We start from the raw sequence: 14,293 nt of genomic DNA, 5'->3' as shown, positions 1-14,293 counted from the left end.
TCGCCTTACCCGGCCTACAACGACTGCCCCCGGGCGCGTGCTAGCATAGCGCCGCCGGGCAAAAAAAAGCCGGAGATACTCTCCGGCTTTTTTGTTATTTCACCTGCTGACCCGGCTTGGCGCCGTCGTCAGGGCTTAACAGGAAGATATCCTTCCCGCCAGGGCCGGCGGCCATCACCATGCCCTCGGAGATGCCGAAGCGCATTTTGCGCGGCGCCAGGTTGGCGACCATCACCGTCAGGCGACCAATCAGCGGCTGCGGATCCGGATAGGCGGAGCGGATGCCGGAGAAGACGTTACGTTTTTCGCCGCCGAGATCCAGCGTCAGGCGCAGTAGCTTGTCGGAGCCCTCGACGAATTCCGCGTTTTCAATCAGCGCCACGCGCAGATCGACTTTGGCGAAATCGTCAAAGGTGATGGTCTCCTGAATCGGATCGTCCGCCAGCGGACCGGTGACCGGCGCCGCGGTGGCTTTCACCTCTTCTTTAGAGGCTTCTACCAGGGCTTCCACCTGCTTCATCTCGATACGGTTGTACAGCGCCTTGAACGGATTGACCTTATGCGCCAGCAGCGGCTGCTGAATGGCGTCCCAGCTCAGTTCGCTGTTGAGGAACGCTTCCGCACGCGCGGCCAGCTGCGGCAGGACCGGCTTCAGCCAGGTCATCAGCACGCGGAACATATTCAGGCCCATGGTGCAGATGGCCTGCAGGTCGGCGTCGCGGCCTTCCTGTTTCGCCACCACCCACGGCGCCTGCTCGTCGACGTAGCGGTTAGCCACGTCGGCGAGGGCCATGATTTCGCGGATGGCCTTACCGAACTCGCGGCTGTCCCATGCTTCGCCGATGCTTTCCGCCGCGTCGGTGAAGGTTTTGTACAGCGCCGGGTCGGCCAGCTCAGCGGCCAGCACGCCGTTGAAACGCTTGCTGATAAAGCCGGCGTTGCGCGAGGCGAGGTTAACCACCTTGTTGACGATGTCGGCGTTGACGCGCTGCACGAAATCTTCCAGGTTCAGGTCGATGTCATCGATGCGTGAAGAGAGCTTGGCGGTGTAGTAGTAGCGCAGGCTGTCGGCATCGAAATGATTTAACCAGGTGCTGGCCTTGATAAAGGTGCCGCGCGACTTGGACATCTTGGCGCCGTTAACCGTCACGTAGCCGTGCACGAACAGATTAGTCGGCTTACGGAAGTTGCTGCCTTCCAGCATCGCCGGCCAGAACAGGCTGTGGAAGTAGACAATGTCTTTGCCGATAAAGTGATACAGCTCGGCCGTGGAATCTTTCTTCCAGTATTCGTCGAAGCTGGTGGTGTCGCCGCGCTTGTCGCACAGGTTCTTGAAGGAACCCATGTAACCGATCGGCGCGTCCAGCCAGACGTAGAAATATTTGCCCGGCGCGTTGGGAATTTCGAAGCCGAAGTACGGCGCATCGCGGGAGATGTCCCACTGCTGCAGGCCGGATTCGAACCACTCCTGCATCTTGTTCGCGACCTGCTCCTGCAGGGCGCCGCTGCGGGTCCACGCCTGCAGCATTTCGCTGAACGACGGCAGGTCGAAGAAAAAGTGCTCGGAGTCACGCATCACCGGCGTGGCGCCGGAGACCACCGATTTCGGGTCGATAAGCTCGGTAGGGCTGTAGGTCGCGCCGCACACTTCGCAGTTATCGCCATACTGGTCCGGAGATTTGCACTTCGGACAGGTGCCTTTCACAAAACGGTCCGGCAGGAACATGCCTTTTTCCGGATCGTAGAGCTGAGAGATGGTGCGGTTTTTAATAAAACCGTTCTCTTTCAGGCGGGTGTAGATAAGCTCCGACAGCTCGCGGTTCTCGTCGCTGTGCGTCGAGTGATAATTATCATAGCTGATGTCGAAGCCGGCGAAATCGGTCTGATGCTCCTGACTCATTTCGCCAATCATCTGCTCCGGAGTGATACCGAGCTGCTGCGCTTTGAGCATAATCGGCGTGCCGTGGGCGTCGTCGGCGCAGATGAAGTTGACCTCGTGGCCGCGCATTCGCTGGTAACGGACCCAGACATCAGCCTGGATGTGCTCCAGCATGTGGCCGAGGTGGATGGAGCCGTTGGCGTACGGCAGGGCGCACGTTACCAGAATTTTCTTCGCGACTTGAGTCATAGTGAGCATTACATCTTCTGTTGTAAAAAGGGCTTCCGATATTACCAAAAGGGCTGTGGGTGCGCCATAAATGGCTGCCCATATATGGATAATCGTTACCTGTGATAAACTCTGTGATTACTGAAAGCATCTCAAAACAACAAAGGAGTCGGGATGAATTCGCAATCCCAGGCCAAATCCCCTGAGCGCCTACGTGCGATGGTCGCCGGGACGCTGGCCAATTTCCAGCACCCAACCCTGAAGCATAATCTCACCGCCCTTAAGGCGCTGCACCATGTCGCCTGGCTGGACGATACCGTCCATATTGAACTGCAAATGCCGTTCGTCTGGAGCAGCGCTTTCGAAGCGCTGAAAGAGCAGTGCAGCGCCGAACTGCTGCGCATCACCGGCGCGAAGGCCATCGACTGGAAGCTGACCCACAGCATCGCGACCCTCAAGCGGGTGAAAAACCAGCCCGGGGTCAACGGCGTGAAAAACATTATCGCCATCAGCTCCGGCAAAGGCGGCGTCGGTAAATCTTCTACTGCCGTAAACCTGGCGCTGGCCCTGGCGGCGGAAGGGGCGAAGGTGGGCATTCTGGATGCCGATATCTATGGTCCGTCGATTCCGACCATGCTGGGGGCGGAAGACAGCCGCCCGACCTCGCCGGACGGCACTCATATGGCGCCGATCATGAAATATGGTCTGGCAACCAACTCCATCGGCTACCTGGTGACCGACGACAACGCCATGGTCTGGCGTGGGCCGATGGCCAGCAAGGCGCTGATGCAGATGCTGCAGGAGACCCTGTGGCCGGACCTCGACTACCTGGTGCTGGATATGCCGCCGGGCACCGGCGACATCCAGCTGACCCTGGCGCAGAACATTCCGGTGACCGGCGCGGTGGTGGTCACCACGCCGCAGGACATCGCGCTGATCGACGCCAAAAAGGCATCGTGATGTTCGAGAAAGTGGAAGTGCCGGTGCTGGGGATCGTGGAAACATGAGCATGCATATCTGCAGCAACTGCGGGCACCACGAGCCTATCTTCGGCACCGGCGGTGCGCAAAAACTGGCCGAGAAATACCACACCCAGCTGCTGGGCCAGCTGCCGCTGCATATTACGCTGCGGGAAGATCTGGATAACGGCACGCCGACGGTGGTGGCGCGTCCGGACAGCGAATTTACCGACATCTACCGCCAGCTGGCGGGCCGGGTGGCGGCCCAGATGTACTGGCAGGGAGAAGTGATCCCGGGTGAGATTGCCTTCCGCGCCGTTTAAGGCCGCGGCGAGCGCATCAGCCAGTATCTGCCCTCGGGCGACGCGCCCTGTGCTTCGATGGTCCAGCCATGACGCTGGTAGAAGCGCAGGGCGTTTTTATTTTCCATCAGGCACTTCAGCGTTCCGCTGGCGGTAAAGGTCCGTTCGACCTGCGCCAGCAGCGCGCTGCCGATATGTTTACCCTGCCAGTCGGGGTCGACAAACAGATGGTGAAGGAAATTATCGGCGGTCCATACGGCGGCAAAGCCCACCGGCTGGCCGTCGCATTCCGCGACCCACAGCTGTTCATCCGCGGTGGCGGCATCGAAATCTTCCAGCCGCCACGCCGCGGCGGGAAGCCAGGTCCACGATAAACTGCGCGCCCGCAGGAAGATCTGGCGCAGCGCCGGAGAGTCCGCAGGCTCGCCGGGGCGGACGTGGAGATTGCGCGGATCAGCGATGATAGAAGATCTCGCCATCATACACTTTGAGGATTTTGCCTTCGGTATCGGTGATCAGCACGTAGTTACCGCCCATATAGGTCCAGTGGCTGCCGGCGTCCGGCGCAGGCAGGTTACGCTGCTGCCACTGTTTAATGTTGTATTCCGGGGTGAGGTACATCGCCGGAACGGTGTCGCCGATGTGAAACTGGGTGAAATCGGCGGTGAACTCTTTCAGCGCATACTGATCGATCCCTGCGGCAGTAGCCGTCCAGCTGGCGCCAGCGGTGGCAAGAAGTACGCCCAGAAGCATCATTTTTGTTTTACGCATAGTTTCCTCAATATTACCTGGACTCAAAATAGCAGCCTCGTATCATTCCTGATGCGTTGCTGAAATGGCAAGCACTGGATTTTTAAAAAGTGTAAGCAAAACGCGGCGCAAGTCTTGTGCCGCTTGCGTTGCAGCGACGGTGATGCGTATTTTGGGAGCAATCTGAAGCAGGGGAGAATCGGCATGTTCAGGCTGGAAGATCTGACCTTATTTGTCCGCGCCGCGGCGCTGGGCAGTTTTAGCGACGCGGCGCGCGAGGCCGGGCAGCAGCCGGCGCAGGTCAGCGCGGCGATTAAGCGTCTGGAGACGATCCTCAATATTCGCCTGTTTGCCCGTTCGACCCGCAGCCTGCGCCTGACGCCGGAGGGGGAGACCTGGCTGCCCTACGCCACCCAGATGCTCGATACCCTCGAGGCCGGTCTGCAGAAGATCCAGACCCCGGACGATGAAGTTCGCGGCATGTTGCAGATTGCCGTGCCGTCGGACCTCGGGCGTAACCTGCTCCTGACCCTGTTCCGCGATTTCCGCCAACGCCACCCGGCGCTGCGCCTGCGGCTGCTCTTTTCCGATCAACTGACCGACGTGTTTAAAGATCCGGTGGACGTTGCGTTTCGCTATGGCAATAACGACGATGCTTCGTTTATCTCGCTGCCGGTGGCGCCGGAAAATCGTCGGGTGCTGGTGGCCTCGCCTGAGTGGATCGCCCGCCATGGCGAACCGCAGACCCTCGAGGAACTCAGCCAGCACAATGCGTTGATCTACATTTTGCGCGGCCGTCCGTTCGACCGCTGGTCGCTGAGCCTCGACGGCGTGGTTCAGCAGCAGAAGGTTTCCGGCACGGTGATGAGCGACGACGCCGAGGTGATCCGTCGGCTGGCGATCGCCGGGGAGGGCATTGCCTATAAATCGATGCTCGACGTCAGCGACGATCTGCGGGCGGGGCGCCTGCGGCGCCTGCTGCCGCGTTATCAGGGGGATGTGGTGCCGTTGAATCTGATTTGTCCGCACCGCAAACAGCTCTCTGCCGCGGTGCGTTTGTTATATGAAGAGGTGAAATCACATTGTGAAGGGCTTAATGCCTGACTAAGGTCGCGAAGTAATACACCAGCGGGACGGCCAATACCCACAGGCCAATCGGGATCTCCCGCCACTTACCGGCGATAGCCTTGATCACAATGTAAAACAGCAGCCCGCCGGCAATCCCGGTGCCAAAGCTGTTGGCGATAAGGGTGATCATCACCATCATCAGCACCGGCAGCCCGTCGGTGAAGTTGGCAAGATCCACTTTGCGCAGGCCGCTGAACATGTTCAGGCCAATCAGGATCAGCGCCGGGGCGGTGGCTTCTTTCGGGATCATCAACGCCACCGGCGTGAACAGCAGCATCAGCAGGAACATTACCGCCGCCGACAGGGCGGTGAGGCCGGTTTTGCCGCCCGCTTCCGCTGCCGCCGAAGACTCAATCAGCGCCGTCGCCGCCGGAATGCCCACCCACGGGCCGAGCGCGGCGGCAATCGAATCGACCATGAACGGGCGATTAATCTGCGGCATGTTGCCTTCTTCATCCAGCAGACCCGCCTCGCCGCCCACCGCCAGCGTTGTCCCCATGGTGGAGAAAAACTCAGATGCGAAAAAGACGAACAGGAACGGCAGGAAGGCGATGTTTAACGCCCCCAGCAGGTCAACCTGTCCCAGCACCGGCGCCAGCGAGTGGGGGACATCGATAAAATGCGTCGGCAGTTTGGTCACGCCGAACGGGATCCCCACCAGGGTAGCGCACAGAATGGCCCACAAAATGGCGCCCGGCACCTTACGCGCCTGCAGGGCTATCGCCAGGAACAGGCCGCACAGCGCCACCAGCGCGCTGGGGGCGAGAAAGTCACCGAGCATCAGGGCGTTGGTTTTCGCATTGGCGAGCACCAGCCCGGCGTTGCGAAAGCCGAGGACGGCGACAAACAGGCCGATGGAGGCCGTCAGCCCCAGCTTGATCGACTGCGGCACCGAGCGGGTGACCACTTCGCGCAGGCCAAAGCGGGTCAGCAGGAAGAAGAGAACCCCTGACCAGCAGGCGATCCCGAGGCCTGTCTGCCAGCCAATCCCCTCGCTACCGGCCAGCGTGACCCCTACCAGCACCGAGCCGCCAATGCCCGGGCCGACGATAAACGGCAGGTTGGCGTAAAACGCCATCAGCAGCGAACCGACGACGAAGACCAGAATGGTGCCGGTGGTGGCGGCGCCTTTGTCCATCCCGCCGATCGCCAGCAGTCCCGGGATGACCACCAGTAAATAGGCGGCGGCGAGGAAACCGGTGATCCCGGCCAGGCATTCAGTGCGTAGCGTGCCGCCGCGCGAGCGCAGCGCAAAGCGGCGCTCCAGCCAGTTATCGCGGGCGGAAGAGTGAAGTGTGTTATCGGCCATGCTCAGGCTCCCTGAGGATTATTGTTGTGAGGCGTTGGCGCCGGGGTCTCCCGGCAGGCTATCAACGGGTCGACTATCTGGCGGCTGCCGCCGTCGGTGAGACCCAAATCGGTTAAATGCGGCCCGGCGTTACAGGCAAGGCAGGTGCCTTCAATGGCCTTGAAGACCCGGTACGGCGGCTCCCAGTCAGCGACTTGGCTGCTCAGATCGCGCAGCTCGCGGAACTGACGCGCCAGTTCCGCGGCCGGGAGATCCGACAGCATGCCGGCAATCGGCATCGCCACATGGGCGAGGATCTCGCCCTGTTGCGCCAGCGCCATCCCGCCGCCGGAGGCGATAAGCTGGTTGGCCGCCAGCGCCATATCATTAGCGTCGCGCCCGAGCACCACCAGATTATGCGAGTCGTGGGAGTAGCTGGTGGCGATGGCGCCGCGCAGCTCACCCCAGCCTTCAAGCAGGGCGATTTGCGGCGTCGCCTGATGGCGGCCGTGGCGGTGCTTGACCCAGATCAGACTGAAGCCGGCGGGCAGCTGGACTATCCCGTCACGAACCTGCACTTCCACTTCGCCCCACTGGGTGAAGCGCGCGCCGCGGATATGGCGCAGGCGGGCAGTGCCGTGACGAATGCCCTGGACGCGCAGAATAAAGTCATCGGCGCGGAGGGGGGCGATCTGCAAAGTATCGCGCGGCGGCGTGACGCCCGCGGCGGGCGCGATCGGTGTCAGCAGGTTGCCCGCGCGGGCCAGCAGCTTACCGCCTACGTAGACTTCGCGGGCCACCAGTTTCTCCAGGGAATCAAACACCACCAGATCGGCGCGCCGCCCGGCGGCAATCAGCCCGAGATCGTGGCGCTGCAGGCGAATAGCGGCGTTGAGGGTGGCGAATCGCAGCGCATCGACCGCCGGTAAACCGTGCTCGATCAGCAGGTTAAGCAGGGCGATGATGCCGCCTTTCTCCAGTAGTATATCCGGCGGCACGTCATCGGTGCAGACGGTGATTTGCGAGGAGAGGTGCGGCAGCGTTTTTAACGCCGCGACGATACCTGGCAGCAGATAGGGGTGCGAGCCGCGGATCTCGATCGTCAGCCCGGCGCGCAGTTTTTCCAGCGCGTCGTCCGCCGAGGTCAGTTCGTGATCGGAGGTGACGCCGGCGGCGAGGTAGGCCTGCAGGTCAGCGCCGCTCAGGCCGCGGGCGTGGCCTTCAATCAGTTTGCCGCTGTTGAGACCGGCCTGGACAATCTCCTGCATCCGCTCGCTACCGTGCAGCACGCCGTGCATATCCATCACCTCCGCCACGCCGCGCACTTCCGGCCAGCCGAGCATGGTCTCCATCTCCGCGCCGGCAAAATCGGCGCCGGACATTTCGAGACCCGGCGTGGAGGGAACGCTGGACGGCGCGGCGACCATCACCTGCAGCGGCAGATGGCGGCTGGCGTCCACCGCATAGCGCACGCCAGCGACGCCGAGGACGTTGGCCAGCTCATGCGGATCCCAGAACACCGCGGTGGTGCCCTGGGTGAGGACGATTTCCGCATAGCGCTCCGGCGGCAGGTGCGAGCTTTCGAGGTGCACGTGGGTGTCCATCAGGCCGGGGGACAGGTAGCCACCGGCCAGGGAACGCACTTCATGGGCGTCTTCGCGACTGCCGCGCGGGTGGACGCTGGCGATCATCTCGCCGACGATACCGACGTCAGCGGGGCGAATTTCGCCCGTGGCCATATCGACGATCTGCGCATCGATCAGCAGCAGATCAAACGGGGATTCACCGCGCGCGGCCTGCACGGCGCGACGGCGGACTTGAGCATTGCTGGACATAACCACTCCGGCACAAGGATAATGCGGATACTCTAGGGGCACAGCAAACGTTTGCCCAGATGAATAAATTTATCACCCGATAAGCTCGGGTTATTGTGCAGGACCACCGTAGCGAACCCGATGATGAACGAACCCTGGCAGCGGCTGCCCGCGCTCTCTCTTAAACAGCTTCAGTATTTCGTCACCCTGGCCCAGCTGCGCCATTTTACCGATACCGCCAGTCGGCTGGCGATTAGCCAGCCGGCGCTGAGCAGCGCCCTGCGGCAGATTGAAACGGTACTCGGCGGTAAGCTGGTCAACCGTACCGCTGCGACGGTCACTCTGACTGAACTGGGGGCGGCGATTTTACCCCACGCCCAGCGGATCCTCAGCGTGGCGCAGGCGGCCTTTTCCGATATGCAGCAGATTGTCGAGGCGGGCGGCGACGGGACGGTGCGTATCGGTCTGGTGCCGTCGGTCAGTTCGCTGCTGTTTCCGCTGCTGCCGCAGACCCTGGCTGAGGCCTTTCCGCGTCTGCGCATTGAATTTCACGATCAGACCAACGATGCGCTTATCCAGGCGCTGCAGCGCGGCGAGATTGATTTCGGCATCGGGGCGATCGACAGCTCACTGCCCGCAGAACTGCTGGTCTATCCGCTGCGCGAAGATCCCTTCGTGGCGGTGCTGCACCGCGACGATCCGCTGGCCGCGCAGGCGCACTTGCCGTGGAAGCAGCTGGTGGGGCGGGATATTGCCGTCTTCTCGAAGGGCAATATTCAACGGCTGGTGGCGGCATTAGTGGAGAGCCATCGCCTGACGCTGACCACCCGCTACCAGGTGGACTATATCGAAACCCTGTATGGTCTGGTGCGCTCGCGCTTAGCGGTGGCGATTCTGCCGGCGCTGTACACCACCCATCTGCAGGACCCGGCGCTCAGGGTCGCCCACCTGCAGCAGCCGGCGCTCGCCCGCACAGTGGCCCTGATGCGCGGCCCGCAGGCGCTGCCCCCGCTTATTGAAGACTGTTTTTCTCTGCTGCAGGCCGCCTTGCGCTAGGGCAGGTGCTTGATCAGTACGTCCAGGTTTAAGTGGTTGATGTACTCCAGCGAGTGTGAGGAGAGGACGCCCAGCAGCCGGTTATGGTGCCCGGCAATAATTAAATCGATCTGCCGCTGCCGAACGCAGGTTTCCACGTCTTCAAACCGGCGGGTGGTCACCAGCGAGAGGGTATCCACCGGCAGGGAGACGGTGCAGGCCAGCTCGTTGAGCAGGGCCTTGGCCTGGATCACCTCCTGCGAGACCCGATCGTCGCGCAGGCTGTCGGAAACATAGTTCAGCGCCCGGTAATCGGTGCTGATGTGGGCGATGGTGATGCGCATGCCGTTCTCTTCTGCCATTCTGGCGGCATGCTGGAGCAGCGGGACGCCGTCCTGACTGCTGTTAATCAGTACCAGCGCATGGTGATAAACGGCCATGGCGTATATCCTCGGTAGGCTAAATAGCGCATGATGTCATTATTTTCCGCCCGCCAGCAGCGGAATGCAATCCCGTCCGGTCGCCTGATGAGCATGATGGCCGCGATGGTGTCGTATCCAGGGCTAAAGGCTTGTTGTATGAACCGGTGAGTTGCGGTAAATTCCACAACGCTTAACAATTTCACTATTTTGACTCGGGGTGCCCTTCTTCGTTGAAGGCTGAGAAATACCCGTACCACCTGATCTGGATAATGCCAGCGTAGGGAAGTCAGAGACCGCAGGGTCATTGCTTCTACCTCGTCTGGCGGGAGCAAACTATGCCTGAGCTGTTGAATCCCGCGCCTGTCGCGCACCTGCGCCATCTGCTGCGCGCCCATTCCCCCCTTGTGCACTGCATGACCAATGACGTGGTGCAGACCTTTACCGCCAATGTTCTGCTGGCCGTCGGCGCCTCGCCGGCGATGGTGATCGATCCCCGCGAAGCGGCGCAGTTTGCCGCTATCGCCGATGCGCTGTTAATTAACGTCGGTACCCTGACCGAAGATCGCGCCGTGGCGATGCGCGCCGCGGTGGAGCACGCCCGGCAGGCCGGCAGGCCCTGGACGCTGGATCCGGTGGCGGTCGGCGCCCTGACCGTGCGCACGGCCTTTTGTCATGAGCTGCTGGTCCTCCAGCCGGCGGCCATTCGCGGCAATGCCTCTGAAATTCTGGCGCTGGCCGGGATGAGCGCCGGCGGGCGCGGGGTGGATACCACCGATACGGCCGCCGCGGCGCTGCCGGCGGCCCAGGCGCTGGCTCGTCGGCTGGCTACCGTGGTGGCGGTCACTGGCGAGGTGGATTACGTCACCGACGGCGAGCGGGTGCTCAGCGTGGCGGGGGGCAATCCGCTGATGACCCGGGTGGTGGGCACCGGCTGCGCGCTGTCGGCGGTGGTGGCGGCGAGCGCGGCGCTGCCGGGAGACCGGCTGGAAAACGTGGCCGCCGCCTGCGGGCTGATGAAGCAGGCCGGGGAGATCGCCGCCCGTCAGGGAGGCCCAGGCAGCTTTATTCCGGCGTTTCTCGACGCGCTGTATCAGGAGGTGCAGGGATGAAACGCATCAACGCCCTGACCATCGCCGGCACCGATCCCAGCGGCGGGGCCGGTATCCAGGCCGATCTGAAAACCTTCTCCGCGCTGGGGGCCTATGGCTGCTCGGCGATCACCGCCCTGGTGGCGCAGAATACCCGCGGCGTACAGTCGGTCTATCGCATCGAACCGGATTTTGTGGCCGCGCAGCTCGACTCGGTGTTCAGCGATGTGCGTATCGATACCACCAAAATCGGCATGCTGGCGGAGACCGATATTGTGGAAGCCGTGGCCGAGCGGCTGGCGCGCTACCGGGTGGCCAACGTGGTGCTGGATACCGTCATGCTGGCGAAAAGCGGCGATCCGCTGCTGTCGGCCTCGGCGGTGGAGACCCTGCGTCAACGATTGTTGCCGCAGGTGTCATTGATCACCCCGAACCTGCCGGAAGCGGCCGCGCTACTCGATGCCCCCCATGCGCGTAACGAACGGGAAATGCTGGAGCAGGGGCGGGCGCTGCTGGCGCTGGGCTGCGGCGCGGTATTGATGAAGGGCGGCCATCTCGACGATGCCGAAAGCCCGGACTGGCTCTTCACCCGCGAAGGGGAACAGCGGTTCACCGCGCCGCGAGTGCAGACCAAAAATACCCACGGCACCGGCTGTACGCTCTCCGCCGCGCTGGCGGCGCTGCGCCCGCGTCACGCGGACTGGGCAGCCACCGTTATCGAGGCGAAGGCCTGGCTGTCGGCGGCTCTGGCGCAGGCCGACTCTCTGGAGGTAGGCCACGGTATCGGGCCGGTGCACCATTTCCACGCCTGGTGGTAAATGGCAGCGCAACGGGACAGCAGAATCTCCTGAAAAAATGGCCCCCCGGCTGGAAAATAGGCTAAGTCGGTACCAGGCTTAACCTGCCCAAAAAAATTGGGTTGGGATAATGCATGCCGGCTTCGGCCGGCCTTACGGGAGATTGCTATGACTGATATTACGCAGTTGCTGGGCAAAGATGCCGAGAGCCTGTTGCAGCACCGTTGTATAACCATTCCGTCCGACCAGCTGTATCTGCCTGGCGCAGATTATGTTGATCGGGTGATGGTGGATAACAACCGACCACCGGCGGTGCTACGCAATATGCAGACCCTGTACAATACCGGACGCCTGGGGGGAACCGGCTACCTTTCCATTCTGCCGGTTGACCAGGGCGTGGAGCACTCGGCGGGCGCCTCCTTTGCCGCCAACCCGCTGTACTTTGATCCGAAAAATATCGTCGAGCTGGCGATCGAAGCCGGCTGTAACTGCGTGGCGTCGACCTACGGCGTGCTGGCCTCGGTGTCGCGCCGCTACGCGCATCGCATCCCTTTCCTGGTGAAGCTCAACCATAACGAAACGCTGAGCTACCCCACCGAATACGACCAGACCCTCTACGCCAGCGTTGAGCAGGCGTTCAATATGGGGGCGGTGGCCGTGGGAGCGACGATCTATTTCGGCTCAGAACAATCGCGTCGTCAGATAGAAGAGATTTCCGCCGCCTTTGAGCGGGCCCATGAGCTGGGCCTGGTCACCGTGCTGTGGGCCTATCTGCGCAATTCGGCGTTCAAGAAAGACGGCGTCGACTATCATGTTTCCGCTGACCTGACCGGTCAGGCCAACCACCTGGCGGCCACCATCGGCGCCGATATCGTTAAGCAAAAGATGGCGGAGAATAACGGCGGCTACAAAGCGGTTAACTTCGGCTATACCGACGACCGGGTGTACAGCAAACTGACCAGCGATAACCCCATCGATCTGGTGCGCTACCAGCTGGCCAACTGCTATATGGGCCGCGCCGGGCTGATCAACTCCGGCGGCGCGGCGGGCGGGGAGACCGACCTTGCCGACGCGGTGCGCACGGCGGTGATCAATAAACGCGCCGGCGGCATGGGGCTGATCCTGGGTCGCAAAGCGTTTAAGAAATCGATGGCCGACGGCGTGAAGCTGATCAATGCCGTGCAGGATGTTTATCTGGATGGCAAAGTGACTATCGCATAAGGCAAAAATCCGGGCGGCACCGCCCGGATTGCTCGTTGTTTGTACCAGATGCGGTTTATTAAGACTCTGCCGCGTTGGCGGTAAACGGTTTCGCATGCTGATCGCTGGTAAAGCCAGGCTGTTCAACGCGGATTAACGGGCACAGGAAGAAGGCCAGAATATATAAGGCGGTATAGGCTATTACCACGCCGATAGTGCTGAAGTAGGGCAGCAGTACCACGGCAATCGCCGGCGCCAGAAAGTTCGACAGCCCGGCTGACAGGTTATAGACCGAAATGGCCGCGCCTTTATGGTTCGGCTCCAGCGCCGGGAACACCGCCGCCATCGGCACAAACGCGGCGACAAAAATCCCCAGGGCAATAGCCGGTACCAGCGCCATGGCAAAATTATGGCCGAAGTGCTGGGGCAGGTAATAGAACGCCAGGCTGGAAAGCGCCATCCCGATGCAGCCGAACCAGCGGATAACCTTCATCCAGCCCATTTTCTCCGCCACAATCCCCCAGAAAACGTTCGAAAAGATCGTGGTGAAGAAGAATGCCGCCCATACCTGCAGCCATTCCGAGGTGGTAAATCCCAGCTCATCAACAAACATCATCGGCATGATCACCGCAAAACCAAACAGCGACAGGGTGTTGATAATGCGCACAATGCTCGAGAACAGAATGCTGCGGTTGGTATAGAGCAGCGTCGCCGCGCGCCCCAGTTCGGCGAATTTTTCACGAGTGGTCAGGTTCTGCATATGGCGCGGCGTTTCGGTATGACGCATCGACACCAGCGCAATAATGCCGCCGGTGGCGCAAAAGAGCAGCGCCAGCCACAGGGTGCCCATTTCGCCAATGTGGGGAATGGTAAAGCTCGGAATATAGCTGCCGAACACGCCGATGCCCACCGAGTAGACCGCCCAGAACCAGCCCAGCGCGGAGCTGGAACTGTCGCTGCGGACGTTGTGGATAATGGCGACGATAAAGGAGTAGAGGAACAGCGGGTAGGCCAGGCCGCGGATGCCATAAAACAGCAGGATCAGCGCATAGTTGGCGCGACCGAGGCCGAAGACGAGGAACAGTACGTGGAACACACACCACAGCACGAAGCCAATCAGCATGGCTTTACGTGGGGTAATGATTTCCGCCACCACGCCGGAGACCCACGCCGACAGGGCGGCAGCCAGACCGTAGAGAGTAAAGGCAAAGGAAGCCTGCGCCGGGGTGAATCCGAGTGCTTTGATGTAGTGCGACAGAAAAGCCAGCTCAAAGCCGTCGCCGGTCATAAACACGGCGATGGCGACATATCCCCAGATGAGGTTGAGCGGTAGACCGTACCACTGTTTGTTATTAACGGACATGTTGACCTCGATTTCAGAGTGCAGATGAGTGTCTCCGCTG

At 61.4% G+C, this 14,293-nt stretch carries 16 protein-coding genes and 1 other annotated feature; of the genes, 9 read left to right on the top strand and 7 right to left on the bottom strand.

Features of this window, described 5'->3' with window-relative positions; all coding sequences use genetic code 11:
• Positions 1 to 94: 94 nt before the first annotated feature.
• On the bottom strand, positions 95 to 2,008 hold the full coding sequence (locus KPHS_36230; RefSeq protein YP_005227923.1) for a methionyl-tRNA synthetase: 1,914 nt from the start codon (positions 2,006 to 2,008) through the stop codon (positions 95 to 97).
• Here KPHS_36230 and KPHS_36220 point away from each other — a divergent pair.
• The 3 genes from KPHS_36220 to KPHS_36200 all read left to right on the top strand — a co-directional run bounded on the left by KPHS_36220 (position 1,997) and on the right by KPHS_36200 (position 3,389).
• Positions 1,997 to 2,233, top strand: a complete 237-nt coding sequence (locus KPHS_36220) for a hypothetical protein (RefSeq protein YP_005227922.1) — start codon at positions 1,997 to 1,999, stop codon at positions 2,231 to 2,233. The genes KPHS_36230 and KPHS_36220 overlap by 12 nt on opposite strands.
• A 48-nt stretch (positions 2,234 to 2,281) precedes the next feature.
• Entirely contained in the window at positions 2,282 to 3,067 is a 786-nt protein-coding gene (locus KPHS_36210; RefSeq protein YP_005227921.1) for a putative ATP-binding protein, read from the top strand.
• Positions 2,282 to 3,389, top strand: a sequence feature (potential frameshift: common BLAST hit: gi|238895685|ref|YP_002920420.1| putative ATPase). It overlaps the preceding gene by 786 nt.
• Entirely contained in the window at positions 3,117 to 3,389 is a 273-nt protein-coding gene (locus tag KPHS_36200; RefSeq protein YP_005227920.1) for a putative ATP-binding protein, read from the top strand. (Overlaps the previous feature by 273 nt.)
• Here KPHS_36200 and KPHS_36190 read toward each other — a convergent pair.
• Both KPHS_36190 and KPHS_36180 read right to left on the bottom strand, forming a co-directional pair.
• The gene (locus KPHS_36190; protein YP_005227919.1) at positions 3,386 to 3,850 is read right to left on the bottom strand and encodes a GNAT family N-acetyltransferase; all 465 of its coding nucleotides are present in this window, start codon (positions 3,848 to 3,850) and stop codon (positions 3,386 to 3,388) included. The genes KPHS_36200 and KPHS_36190 overlap by 4 nt on opposite strands.
• Complete coding sequence (locus tag KPHS_36180) at positions 3,822 to 4,139, bottom strand: RcnB family protein (RefSeq protein YP_005227918.1); 318 nt, start codon at positions 4,137 to 4,139, stop codon at positions 3,822 to 3,824. The genes KPHS_36190 and KPHS_36180 overlap by 29 nt, the downstream gene beginning before the upstream one ends.
• A 183-nt stretch (positions 4,140 to 4,322) precedes the next feature.
• Between KPHS_36180 and KPHS_36170 the strand changes: the two genes are divergently transcribed.
• Positions 4,323 to 5,222 (top strand): LysR family transcriptional regulator, encoded by a 900-nt coding sequence (locus KPHS_36170; protein YP_005227917.1) that lies wholly within the window; start codon positions 4,323 to 4,325, stop codon positions 5,220 to 5,222.
• Here the strand turns inward: KPHS_36170 and KPHS_36160 are convergent.
• Positions 5,212 to 6,555, bottom strand: coding sequence for a putative xanthine/uracil/vitamin C permease (locus tag KPHS_36160; protein ID YP_005227916.1), 1,344 nt, complete (start codon positions 6,553 to 6,555; stop codon positions 5,212 to 5,214). The two genes, KPHS_36170 and KPHS_36160, sit on opposite strands and share 11 nt — an antisense overlap.
• Positions 6,556 to 6,557: 2 nt before the next feature.
• Positions 6,558 to 8,369 carry a putative amidohydrolase gene (locus tag KPHS_36150; protein YP_005227915.1) on the bottom strand — a complete coding sequence of 604 codons (1,812 nt, stop codon included), beginning with the start codon at positions 8,367 to 8,369 and terminating at the stop codon, positions 6,558 to 6,560.
• A gap of 120 nt (positions 8,370 to 8,489) precedes the next feature.
• Here KPHS_36150 and KPHS_36140 point away from each other — a divergent pair, with 120 nt between their 5' ends.
• Positions 8,490 to 9,404 (top strand): LysR family transcriptional regulator, encoded by a 915-nt coding sequence (locus KPHS_36140; RefSeq protein YP_005227914.1) that lies wholly within the window; start codon positions 8,490 to 8,492, stop codon positions 9,402 to 9,404.
• On the opposite strand, the gene KPHS_36130 is transcribed toward KPHS_36140, so the two are convergent.
• On the bottom strand, positions 9,401 to 9,823 hold the full coding sequence (locus KPHS_36130) for a universal stress protein A (RefSeq protein YP_005227913.1): 423 nt from the start codon (positions 9,821 to 9,823) through the stop codon (positions 9,401 to 9,403). The two genes, KPHS_36140 and KPHS_36130, sit on opposite strands and share 4 nt — an antisense overlap.
• A gap of 30 nt (positions 9,824 to 9,853) precedes the next feature.
• Between KPHS_36130 and KPHS_36120 the strand changes: the two genes are divergently transcribed.
• The 4 genes from KPHS_36120 to KPHS_36090 all read left to right on the top strand — a co-directional run bounded on the left by KPHS_36120 (position 9,854) and on the right by KPHS_36090 (position 12,911).
• A complete protein-coding gene (locus tag KPHS_36120) occupies positions 9,854 to 9,973 on the top strand; it encodes a hypothetical protein (RefSeq protein ID YP_005227912.1) in 120 nt (39 codons plus the stop codon).
• Between the two features lie 167 nt (positions 9,974 to 10,140).
• The gene (locus tag KPHS_36110; protein ID YP_005227911.1) at positions 10,141 to 10,914 is read left to right on the top strand and encodes a hydroxyethylthiazole kinase; all 774 of its coding nucleotides are present in this window, start codon (positions 10,141 to 10,143) and stop codon (positions 10,912 to 10,914) included.
• Positions 10,911 to 11,711: a phosphomethylpyrimidine kinase gene (locus KPHS_36100; protein YP_005227910.1), complete on the top strand. Its 801-nt coding sequence runs from the start codon at positions 10,911 to 10,913 to the stop codon at positions 11,709 to 11,711. The genes KPHS_36110 and KPHS_36100 overlap by 4 nt, the downstream gene beginning before the upstream one ends.
• Before the next feature lie 147 nt (positions 11,712 to 11,858).
• Positions 11,859 to 12,911, top strand: a complete 1,053-nt coding sequence (locus KPHS_36090) for a fructose-bisphosphate aldolase (protein YP_005227909.1) — start codon at positions 11,859 to 11,861, stop codon at positions 12,909 to 12,911.
• Between the two features lie 58 nt (positions 12,912 to 12,969).
• Here the strand turns inward: KPHS_36090 and KPHS_36080 are convergent, their stop codons facing one another.
• On the bottom strand, positions 12,970 to 14,253 hold the full coding sequence (locus KPHS_36080) for a putative transport protein (protein ID YP_005227908.1): 1,284 nt from the start codon (positions 14,251 to 14,253) through the stop codon (positions 12,970 to 12,972).
• Positions 14,254 to 14,293: the final 40 nt, after the last annotated feature.

Source organism: Klebsiella pneumoniae subsp. pneumoniae HS11286 (assembly GCF_000240185.1).
Lineage (GTDB): Bacteria > Pseudomonadota > Gammaproteobacteria > Enterobacterales > Enterobacteriaceae > Klebsiella > Klebsiella pneumoniae.
This window is presented reverse-complemented; position numbering and strand designations above follow the sequence as displayed.

What these genes read in the sequence shown, in the direction of transcription:
- KPHS_36200 (YP_005227920.1), top strand. Translation starts at nt 3,117, where the DNA reads ATGCATATCTGCAGCAACTGCGGGCACCACGAGCCTATCTTCGGCACC.
- KPHS_36150 (YP_005227915.1), bottom strand. Translation starts at nt 8,369, where the DNA reads ATGTCCAGCAATGCTCAAGTCCGCCGTCGCGCCGTGCAGGCCGCGCGC.
- KPHS_36080 (YP_005227908.1), bottom strand. Translation starts at nt 14,253, where the DNA reads ATGTCCGTTAATAACAAACAGTGGTACGGTCTACCGCTCAACCTCATC.
- KPHS_36190 (YP_005227919.1), bottom strand. Translation starts at nt 3,850, where the DNA reads ATGATGGCGAGATCTTCTATCATCGCTGATCCGCGCAATCTCCACGTC.
- KPHS_36110 (YP_005227911.1), top strand. Translation starts at nt 10,141, where the DNA reads ATGCCTGAGCTGTTGAATCCCGCGCCTGTCGCGCACCTGCGCCATCTG.
- KPHS_36090 (YP_005227909.1), top strand. Translation starts at nt 11,859, where the DNA reads ATGACTGATATTACGCAGTTGCTGGGCAAAGATGCCGAGAGCCTGTTG.
- KPHS_36100 (YP_005227910.1), top strand. Translation starts at nt 10,911, where the DNA reads ATGAAACGCATCAACGCCCTGACCATCGCCGGCACCGATCCCAGCGGC.
- KPHS_36170 (YP_005227917.1), top strand. Translation starts at nt 4,323, where the DNA reads ATGTTCAGGCTGGAAGATCTGACCTTATTTGTCCGCGCCGCGGCGCTG.
- KPHS_36180 (YP_005227918.1), bottom strand. Translation starts at nt 4,139, where the DNA reads ATGCGTAAAACAAAAATGATGCTTCTGGGCGTACTTCTTGCCACCGCT.
- KPHS_36230 (YP_005227923.1), bottom strand. Translation starts at nt 2,008, where the DNA reads ATGCGCGGCCACGAGGTCAACTTCATCTGCGCCGACGACGCCCACGGC.
- KPHS_36210 (YP_005227921.1), top strand. Translation starts at nt 2,282, where the DNA reads ATGAATTCGCAATCCCAGGCCAAATCCCCTGAGCGCCTACGTGCGATG.
- KPHS_36160 (YP_005227916.1), bottom strand. Translation starts at nt 6,555, where the DNA reads ATGGCCGATAACACACTTCACTCTTCCGCCCGCGATAACTGGCTGGAG.
- KPHS_36120 (YP_005227912.1), top strand. Translation starts at nt 9,854, where the DNA reads ATGATGTCATTATTTTCCGCCCGCCAGCAGCGGAATGCAATCCCGTCC.
- KPHS_36130 (YP_005227913.1), bottom strand. Translation starts at nt 9,823, where the DNA reads ATGGCCGTTTATCACCATGCGCTGGTACTGATTAACAGCAGTCAGGAC.
- KPHS_36140 (YP_005227914.1), top strand. Translation starts at nt 8,490, where the DNA reads ATGATGAACGAACCCTGGCAGCGGCTGCCCGCGCTCTCTCTTAAACAG.